At 72.2% G+C, this 9414-nt stretch carries 8 protein-coding genes and 1 pseudogene; 5 read left to right on the forward strand and 4 right to left on the reverse strand.

The window, feature by feature from the left end:
* Positions 1-446: 446 nt before the first annotated feature.
* Positions 447-1697: pseudogene (rho, locus tag AOK22_RS22695) on the forward strand (transcription termination factor Rho); the annotation flags it as partial.
* 58 nt (positions 1698-1755) lie between these two features.
* Here the strand turns inward: rho and AOK22_RS22700 are convergent.
* Entirely contained in the window at positions 1756-3039 is a 1284-nt protein-coding gene (locus tag AOK22_RS22700; protein WP_055700548.1) for a M6 family metalloprotease domain-containing protein, read from the reverse strand.
* Positions 3040-3341: 302 nt separating this feature from the next.
* On the opposite strand from AOK22_RS22700, the gene AOK22_RS22705 reads away from it, so the two are divergent.
* Positions 3342-3998, forward strand: a complete 657-nt coding sequence (locus tag AOK22_RS22705; protein ID WP_055700549.1) for a TetR/AcrR family transcriptional regulator — start codon at positions 3342-3344, stop codon at positions 3996-3998.
* Between the two features lie 119 nt (positions 3999-4117).
* Entirely contained in the window at positions 4118-5641 is a 1524-nt protein-coding gene (locus AOK22_RS22710) for an MFS transporter (protein WP_055700550.1), read from the forward strand.
* A gap of 31 nt (positions 5642-5672) precedes the next feature.
* Here AOK22_RS22710 and AOK22_RS22715 read toward each other — a convergent pair whose 3' ends face one another.
* Positions 5673-6188 carry a MarR family winged helix-turn-helix transcriptional regulator gene (locus AOK22_RS22715; RefSeq protein ID WP_055700553.1) on the reverse strand — a complete coding sequence of 172 codons (516 nt, stop codon included), beginning with the start codon at positions 6186-6188 and terminating at the stop codon, positions 5673-5675.
* 151 nt (positions 6189-6339) lie between these two features.
* On the opposite strand from AOK22_RS22715, the gene AOK22_RS22720 reads away from it, so the two are divergent.
* Entirely contained in the window at positions 6340-7101 is a 762-nt protein-coding gene (locus tag AOK22_RS22720; RefSeq protein ID WP_055700554.1) for a dioxygenase family protein, read from the forward strand.
* Between the two features lie 72 nt (positions 7102-7173).
* Here the strand turns inward: AOK22_RS22720 and AOK22_RS22725 are convergent, their stop codons facing one another.
* Both AOK22_RS22725 and AOK22_RS22730 read right to left on the reverse strand, forming a co-directional pair.
* A complete protein-coding gene (locus AOK22_RS22725; protein WP_055700551.1) occupies positions 7174-8211 on the reverse strand; it encodes a questin oxidase family protein in 1038 nt (345 codons plus the stop codon).
* Between the two features lie 48 nt (positions 8212-8259).
* On the reverse strand, positions 8260-8802 hold the full coding sequence (locus tag AOK22_RS22730; protein WP_055700552.1) for a GNAT family N-acetyltransferase: 543 nt from the start codon (positions 8800-8802) through the stop codon (positions 8260-8262).
* A 183-nt stretch (positions 8803-8985) separates the two neighbouring features.
* On the opposite strand from AOK22_RS22730, the gene AOK22_RS42900 reads away from it, so the two are divergent.
* Positions 8986-9414, forward strand: a 429-nt coding sequence (locus AOK22_RS42900) for a sigma-70 factor domain-containing protein (protein ID WP_279617091.1), incomplete at its 3' end; no start/stop codon positions are given.

The raw sequence follows: 9414 nt of genomic DNA on the forward strand, positions 1-9414 counted from the left end.
GCCGTCGGGAGAGCGTCGGGGCGGGCCGCGGAAAATGACCCGTGGCGCTCCGGGCGGCGTGTGTTACCTTGCAAGTGGTACGTGAGTACGTCCCGTCGGGACGCCCGTACCGCGTTCTCCTTCTCCCGGCCTCCGGGATCCGCCCCGTTCGTGGGATCTGCCCCCGCTCGCGGGCTCCGCCCCGGTTTCCGGGATCCTTCCCCGGGCTTCGGGACCTTCTCCCGGCTTTCTGGATCGACCGGGACCGACCGGGATCATCCGGGACCGGCCCGGGACCGAACCGGGACCGAACCGGGATCGTCCGTGATCTTCCGGGATCCGTCAGGCCGTCACGGCCTTCTTCTCACTGCTCGTCGAGCGGTTTCCGCTTCGCCCGTCGTACGGGGCGTGACCATCGCCGCCCCGCCGGGCCCCTCGTTCGCATGCTCGCGAAAGGACCCACTCCCATGACTGCCATCGCAACAGAACCGACCACGCGTACCGAGCCGGCCACGCGTACCGCACCCACCACCCGTGCTGAATCCACCACCCGTGCTGAATCCGCCACCCGCACGGAATCCCCCCGTACCGCATCCACCACCACCCGTACCGATCCAACTCCCGTCATCCACGCCGGCGTTCTCGACGTCGCCCGCGACGGACGCGGGTTCCTGCGGGGGCCGTCCTGCCTGCCCGCCCCCGGCGACGTGTCCGTGCCCGCCGCGCTGATCCGCCGACTCGGCCTGCGGACCGGCGACTTCGTCGAAGGGGAGGTCGCCGGGCGGGGCGGTGCCCTCTCCGCCGTCCACCGGGTCGGCGGCCGCGTGCCCGAACTCCTGCGCGGACGACCCCGGTTCGGGGATCTCACCCCGCTTCACCCGGACGAGCGGCTGCGTCTGGAGACCCCGGGCGGGCCCGCCGCCACGCGGCTCGTCGACCTCGTGGCGCCCGTCGGCAAGGGGCAGCGCGGGCTGCTCGTCGCGCCGCCGAGGACCGGCAAGACCGTGCTGCTCCAGCAGATCGCCGCGGCGGTCGCGGAGAACCACCCCGAGTGCCACCTCATGGTGGTCCTGCTCGACGAACGGCCCGAGGAGGTCACCGACATGCGGCGCTCGGTCCGCGGCGAGGTGCTCGCCTCGACCTTCGACCAGCCCGCCAAGCGGCACATCGCCCTCGCCGAACTCGCCGTCGAGCGCGCCAAGCGCCTGGTCGAGCAGGGGCGCGACGTCGTCATGCTCTTCGACTCGCTGACGCGGCTGTGCCGCGCGTACAACAACGCGGCGTCCGGCGGCGGCCGCACGCTCAGCGGCGGTGTCGACGCGACCGCCGTGCAGGGGCCCAAGCGGATCTTCGGCGCCGCGCGCAACGCGGAGGAGGGCGGTTCCCTCACGATGCTGGCGACCGTGCTCGTGGAGACCGGATCGCGCGCCGACGACTACTACTTCGAGGAGCTCAAGAGCACCGGGAACATGGAGCTGCGCCTGGACCGCGGCATCGCCTCCCGGCGCGTCTTCCCGGCCGTCGACATCACCCCGTCCGGCACGCGGCGCGAGGAACTCCTCCTCCCTGGCGATGAGTTGACCGCCATGCACGGCCTGCGGCGGGCGCTGCGCGGCCGGGACGCGCAGGGGTCCCTGGAGGCGCTGCTCGACCACATCAAGAAGACGCCGGGCAACGCCGCGTTCCTGCGGCAGGTGCGGCAGACGGTGCCGGGCGCGCACGGCCGCGGGGACGGCGCGGCCGCCCGCGGTGAGGCCGTGCGTCCCCGCGCCGACGCTACGGACGGGTGATGTGCACCCGGTAGTCGCCGTCGGCCGTCACGCCCGCGACCGTCACCCGCACCCCCGTCGCCCGGTCGGTGAAGGTCTCGCCGACGGCGTAGGGCGCGTCGGAGAGTTCGGCGTGGACGTTGGGGCGGCGGGTGCAGCCGCCGCTGTCGGGGGTGGCGTCGGACACCGTGACCGGGCCGTGGCCCGTGTCGACGTCCGCGTCCACGCGGTAGACCAGGACGCCCGGCCTGCAGACCGCCTCGTCGTTGCCGCCCGCGGTGCGGACCTCGACCGCGTACCCCGTCTTCTCGTCGAGCGGGGCGAAGGCCAGCTTCGTGCCGCCGCCGCGGGGCAGCGGGGAGAGCACGTGCTCGGTCGTGCCGGGGTTCGACGCGCAGCTGATCTGGTCGTCGTCGAGCCAGCCCAGCTTCCACTTGTGCCAGGCCAGCAGGTCGTTGTTGGCGCCCCAGTCCTCGCTCATGATGTCCCAGTGGCCGACCGCGCCGCCGCCGTCCTGGGTGTAGAGGTCGGGCAGGCCGAAGACGTGGCCGTTCTCGTGGGGGAGGACGCGGTAGCCCGTCTCGCGGTAGCTGCCCGAGCCGTCGTCCTGACGGCTGTAGACGAACGAGGCGTTGGAGACGGGGACGCCGTCGGCGACCGGTGCCTCGTGGTTGCCGGCGAAGGTCACCGACAGGACGGTGTCGAGGGCGGAGGGCCCGGCGTTCGGGGTGATCAGGATGTTCACGAGGTCGTACGAGCGGAAGTCCACGTCCGGGTCGGCGGCCGCCACGATGTCCTGGACGAGCTCGCGGTAGCCGGGGTCGAAGGGGGCGCCGCGTTCTATCCCGTACGCGGCGAACGGCTTGGGCATCCGCAGCCAGTCGGGGAGCGGTGCCTCGGGGCGGTAGTCGAGGCGCCCGTACGAACTGGTGCGGAACCAGTCCGAGGTCTGCGGGAAGAACTCCGCGAGGCGGTCCGTCGCGCTGCCCTGTCCGGGGGCGTCGGAGAAGTCGACCATGAGGTTCAGGGCCCGGACGGTGCCGGTGGAGCGCGAGTAGCCGGGGGGAGTGGGCACGCCCTCCGACATCTGCACGCCGAGCGTTCCGCCGATCATGCAGGGGCCGAGCGCGGTGCTGCGGGCCAGGGACACCGGGCCCGCCGTGGCCGGCGAGTCCTCCATGAGGCGTCCGGTGCTCGCCGACGTGGTGACCGCGAGGGCGAGCGCGGTGACGGAGGCGAGGGCGACACCGCGGCGGGAGGGGCGTATCCGCCGCCAGGTCGGCTGCTGCATGCGTGGGCCTTCCACTCCGCGGCAGCCGCCGGTCCTGGCTGCACCCTGTTCGATCACCCTGTGCCGGGGGGTGCGCGGGCGCGCGCTGGGTGCGACCGATCGTGGGTTTCTCGCCGATTCGGCTGTGACTCAGGTCACAGGAATCAGTGCGATGGGAGGGAAATATCCGGGGACTGCCTCCCCGTTTAGATCTGTGTTCGCAAAAAACGGGGAGACAATCCCCGCATCGTGGAGAGAGACTCTCCGCGTCGCCGGACACCAGAGCCAGTGACCCGAGAAAGACCGTGACCCGAGGAGCAGCCGTGGACACCGCCACCGCCCCGCAGCGCCGAGTCCCCCGTCCGCGGGCCGACGCCGTGCGCAACCGGGAGCGGATCGTCACCGCCGCGCGCGAGATGTTCGTCGAGTTCGGACCGGACGTCCCGCTCGACGAGATCGCCCGCAGGGCGGGCGTCGGCAACGCCACGGTCTACCGGCACTTCGCCGACCGCGACGCCCTGGTGCGCCAGGTCGTCCTCTCGGTCACGGACCGCGTCGCGGCCCACGCCGAGCGGGGCATCGCCGCCGCGGACACCGGCGAGAGCACCGCCTTCGAAGCGCTGCGCACCTTCGTGCACGCCGCGGCCGACGAGCGGATCGGCGCCCTGTGCCCGATGCTCTCCGCCGCCTTCGACCCGCACCACCCCGACCTGACCGAAGGCCGCGAGCGCCTCGAGGAGTCCATCGAGGGCCTCATGGAGCGGGCGAGGCGGGCCGGGGAACTGCGCGCCGACATCGCCGTCGGCGATCTGATGGTCGCCCTCTCCCAGCTGGGCCGACCGCTGCCGGGCACCGCGTGCCCGGACATGGACCGCTTCATCCACCGCCATCTGCAGCTGTTCCTCGACGGCCTGATGGCGCCCGCCCGCTCGGAGCTCCCGGGGGCGGCGGCGACCTTGGAGGCGCTCCGGCAGCACTGACCCTCGCAGTACCGGCAGGACCCCTCCGCAACACCGACGCCGTCCCCGCGGGAGCCCCGCGCGGACCCGGCCTTTCTGACGCCGTTTTTCACACTCCGTACCGCTAGGTGGCTACCCCCATGTCTGAAACAGCCCTCAGGCCCGAGTCCGGGCCCGACACCAACCGCTGGAAGGCGCTGATCTTCATCGCGCTCGCCCAGCTGATGGTCGTCCTCGACGCGACCATCGTGAACATCGCGCTGCCCTCGGCGCAGCAGGACCTCGGCATATCCGACGGCAACCGCCAGTGGGTCATCACGGCCTACGCGCTCGCCTTCGGTGGTCTGCTGCTCTTCGGCGGCCGCATCGCCGACCTGTGGGGCCGCAAGCGCACCTTCGTGACCGGCCTGATCGGCTTCGCCGCGGCCTCCGCGCTCGGCGGTGCCGCGTCCGGCGAGGCCATGATGCTCGGCGCCCGCGCCCTCCAGGGCGTCTTCGGCGCGCTGCTCGCGCCGGCCGCCCTCTCGCTGCTCGCGGTGATGTTCACCGACGCCAAGGAGCGTGCCAAGGCCTTCGGCATCTACGGCGCGATCGCCGGTGGCGGTGGCGCCGTCGGTCTGATCCTCGGCGGCTTCCTCACCGAGTACCTGAACTGGCGCTGGACCTTCTTCGTGAACATCCCGTTCGCGGTGATCGCCGCGCTCGGCGCGTACTTCGTCATCCGTGAGCCGGCCGGCGGCCGCAACCGCTCGCCGCTCGACATCCCGGGCGTCGTCCTGTCCACGCTCGGCCTGGTCGCGCTGGTCTACGGCTTCACCCGCGCCGAGTCCGAGGGCTGGTCGGACGCCGTGACGATCACGATGTTCGTCGCGTCCGTCGTGCTGCTCGCCGCGTTCGTCCTCACCGAGGCCAAGGTCAAGTCGCCGCTGCTCCCGCTGCGCGTCCTGACCGAGCGCAACCGCGGCGGCGTCTACCTCTCGCTGGGTCTCGCCGTCATCGCGATGTTCGGCCTGTTCCTGTTCCTCACGTACTACCTGCAGATCGTGAAGGGCTACTCGCCGGTCAAGACCGGCTTCGCGTTCCTGCCGATGATCGTCGGCATGATCACGGGCTCCACGCAGATCGGCGCCCGCCTGATGACCCGCGTCGCCCCGCGCCTGCTCATGGCCCCGGGCTTCCTGCTCGCCGCGGTCGGCATGCTGCTCCTGACGCAGCTGGAGATCGGCACCTCGTACGCCGGTCTGATCCTGCCCGCGCAGCTGATGCTGGGTCTGGGCATGGGTACGGCGTTCATGCCGGCGATGTCCCTGGCCACGCACGGCGTCGAGGCCCGTGACGCCGGTGTCGCCTCCGCGATGGTCAACACCTCGCAGCAGGTCGGCGGCGCCATCGGCACCGCCCTCCTGAACACCATCGCCGCCTCGGCGACCACCGCGTACCTCACCGACCACGCGGCCGGTGCCACCAACCCGAAGCTCCTCCAGGCGCAGGCCATGGTCGAGGGCTACACCAGCGCCATCTGGTGGGCGGTCGGCATCCTGGTGGTCTCCGCGGTGATCGCGGCGACCTTCGTCAACACCGGCGCCCAGGGCGGCACGTCGGCCTCGGCCGGTTCCGCGGACGGCGCCGAGGACGAGCTCAAGGTCCCGGTGATGGCCCACTGACCCGGCCGCTCCACGGCCAGGGGAAGTCCGCCTAACGGAGCCAGGGGAGGTCCGCCCCGGCCTCCTTCGGCTGAAGTCCCTCGGCGATGATCGTCATGATCTCGCCGAGGGACTTCTGCTGTTCCGGGGTGAGCCGGTCGAAGAGCGCCTGGCGGACGGCGCTGACATGGCCGGGCGCGGTCCTGCGCAGCACCTCGAAACCGTCGTCGGTGAGGATCGCGAGCTGGCCGCGCTTGTCGGAGGGGCAGTCCTCGCGGCGCACCCAGCCGCTCTTCTCCAGCCGCGCGATGGCGTGCGAGAGCCGGGAGCGGGTGATCTTCATCTTCTTGGCCAGTTCGGTCATCCGCAGCCTCTTGCGCGGGGCGTCGGACAACTGGACCAATAGGCCGTAGTACATGTGCGGCATGCCCGCGTCGCGCTGCAGCTGGCGGTCGAGGGAGTCGTCGAGGAGAGTGGTCGCCTGGAGGTAGACCCGCCAAACGCGCTGCTCCTCGCCGTCCAGCCAGCGCGGCTCGGTGGCCGGGGGAGGGGTCGGTGCCATGTCCATGTACTCCACTGTACGAGGCCCTTCCTTGAACTTTGAACAAACCACGCGTACGGTCGGACCATAGAGCTTGAGACTTCAAGTATCCAGAGCCGCGTAGCGCGCACTTCGGCTACGAGCGGTCGGTCGTCCCTGGAGGTGCGCGATGACCCGCATGCCCGCCCTGTATCTCAGCCACGGCGCCCCGCCGCTCGCCGACGATCCCGTCTGGCCCGGTGAGCTGGCCGCCTGGTCCGCGGGGCTGCCCCGCCCGAAGGCGATCCTCATGGTCTCCGCGCACTGGGAGGAGGCCCCGCTGGCGCTCGGCGCCACCGAGACGCTGCCCCTGGTCTACGACTTCTGGGGGTTCCCCGAGCACTACTACCAGGTGACCTACGCCGCGCCCGGCGCGCCCGAACTGGCGGCTTCCGTACGCAAGTTGCTGCACGGTCCCGGTATGCCGGTGCAGGACGTGCCGGACCGGGGCCTCGACCACGGCGCGTACGTCCCGCTGGTGGAGATGTATCCCGGCGCGGACATCCCCGTGCTCCAGATCTCCCTGCCGACCCTCGACCCGCGCCGCCTCATGGACATCGGCCGCAGGCTCGCGCCGCTGCGCGACGAGGGCGTGCTCGTCGTCGGCAGCGGCTTCTTCACGCACAACCTGGCGGCGCTGCGCCAGGGCGGCATCCCGTCCTGGTCGGCGGAGTTCGACGCGTGGGGGCACGAGGCGCTGGAGGCGGGCGACGTGGACGCGCTGCTCGACTTCACGCACACGTCGCCGGCGGGCCGGTTGGCCCACCCCCGCACCGAACACTTCGCCCCGCTGTTCGTGACGCTGGGCGCGGCGGACGCGACGGGCGACCTGGCGGACCAGCGCAGCGTGATCGACGGCTTCTGGATGGGCCTGGCGAAGCGGTCGGTGCAGTTCGGGTAGCCCCGCAAGGGGCACGGGGAACCGCGCGACCGGCCACACACGGCCCGCGGAATGCGTGCTCTGCGAGAGTGCCTAGACCAACGGCTCGCTGAGCTCGACGGCGCGCAGGGCCGCGGCAAGGGCCTGCTCGTCCCCGACGTCCCACGCCGTGTCCGTCAACTTGATGACATGCTCGTCCCCGTGCGCGAGCGCCCGCTCGAAGACCTCCTCGGCGACGAGCCCCCCGCGGCCCGGCGCCTCGTACGCGACGGGCGTGTCCGGCGCGTACATGGCGGTCACCGCGGCGGACGCGGTCCACGCGGCCCGCAGGCTCGGCACCCACAGTGCGCGCGGCAGCGCGGGAAGGGCGCGGAGCACGGCGTTGGGCGCCGTCGCGGCGTGCACCAGCATCGTCTCGTCGCCGTGCCCGTGCGTGACGTACCGGTGCGTGGCCGCCCGCACCAGCTCGGTCAGCCTGCGCCGGGCCTCCTCGGGCTCGTCCACCGACGGGGCCCACACCGGCAGCGCCCCGACCCGGCCGAGGCGGGCCGGGAAGCCGCCCTCCGCGCGGTCGGCGATCGGCGGCACCGCGTCCAGCGCGTCGGCCGCCGCGTCGGCGCCCGGCACGGGGGCGAGGTCGCCGACGGCGTGGTGCCGCGCGGCCCAGTAGCCCAGGCCGTGCGCGAGTTCGGCCAGGCGCGGGGCGGTCGTGTCGCCCGACTCCAGGGTCCGCACCGCGTGGCCGACCCGGATCACCGGGTGCGTCGAGCCGCCGTACATCCCGGGCAGCAGCCGCGGCCACCACTCGGCGAGCACCTCGCGCCAGGGCCGCGCGGTGTCCGCGGACCCGGCGAGGCGGCGCGTGAAGTAGTCGATCCAGTCCGCGGCCCGGCGCGGGTCGCCGAGGGCGGTGCGCCAGTCGGCGTCGGTGACCGGCGCGACCCGGGCGGGGAACTCCTCCAGCTTGGGGGCGTAGCGATCGAGCCAGCGGTGGACGGCCCCGGCCCGCCCGCGCGAGGCGAGCGCCTCGACGGCCATCGGGGCGTGGTTGGTGAGCCGGCCGAGCCGCTCGGGCCCGGAGGCGTGCAGCCGCTCCAGGGCCTCGTCGAGGGTGCCTGTGGTGTCGGTCATGCGGGGACGGTAGGCGGCGGTGGCGCCCGTCCGTAACGGGCCCGGGCCCTAGGTCCGAGGTCCCAGCGGCAGCTCGTACCAGGCGACGTCCCAGTACCGCCCGAACTTCCTGCCCACTTCCGCGTACGTCCCCACGTGCCGGAAACCGAAGCGCTCGTGGAGCCTGACCGAGGGCTCGTTCGGCTGCGCGATCCCCGCGTACGCGCGGTGCAGGTCCTCGCCCGCCAGGGCCTCGAAGAGCGCCTTGTAGAGCAGCGTGCCGATGCCGCGGCCGCGGGCGTCCGGCGCGCAGTAGACGCTGACCTCCACCGAGGTGGCATAAGCGGGCTTGGCGCGGAAAGGGCTACTGGTGGCGTACCCGAGCAGCCGGCCGGGGCGCGAGGCCGAATCCCGTTCCTGGGCAACCATCAGGCGGTGAGGGCCGTCTTTGGGGTGGGAGAGCAGCCAAGGGCGGCGCTCTTCCGGCAGGAAGACGACGGTGTCGAAGGTGACGGCCGTCTCACGTACGTAGTGGTTGTAGAGGGCCGTGAGGGGCGCCAGATCCGCCTCGATTCCGGGCCTGACCTGCACCTCTGTTGATCCCGACGACATCCGGCCTCCCCTTGTGGCGGCACAGGGTACTGCACCGTCAGGAAAAAAGATGTGCGGCTTGGGAATTCTGTCCGGATTCCAGTCGTTGTTTCCATCGGATGCAGGGCACCCGAGGGTGTGCCATCCACCACAGAGGTCCCAGAAATGGGCCGACCAGACCGCACTCATCGCAAGGGAGCACGCATGGCAACCCGTGCCGTCGCCCGTCGTAAGTCCGCCTCCGGCGAGACCGACGCGGCACGCAGTGTTCGCGCCGTAGGCGGGGAGATCGCCGACCGCGACCTGGTCGGCATGTACCTCGACGAGATCGCGCGTACGCCGCTGCTCGACGCCGCCAAGGAAGTGGAGCTGTCCCAGATCATCGAGGCGGGGGTGTACGCCCGGAAGATCCTCGACGGCGAGGTCGAGGACAGCAAGGTCACCGCGGGCCGCGAGGAGCTCGACGCCCTCGTCGCCGACGGCGAGCGCGCCAAGGACGTCTTCATCCGGTCGAACCTCCGCCTGGTCGTCGCGGTCGCCCGCCGCTATCCGCGCAGCGGCCTGCCCCTGCTCGACCTGATCCAGGAGGGCAATGCCGGCCTGGTCCGCGCGGTCGAGAAGTTCGACTACGCC

The sequence above is a fragment of the Streptomyces silaceus genome, assembly GCF_001419745.1.
Classification (GTDB): domain Bacteria; phylum Actinomycetota; class Actinomycetes; order Streptomycetales; family Streptomycetaceae; genus Streptomyces; species Streptomyces silaceus.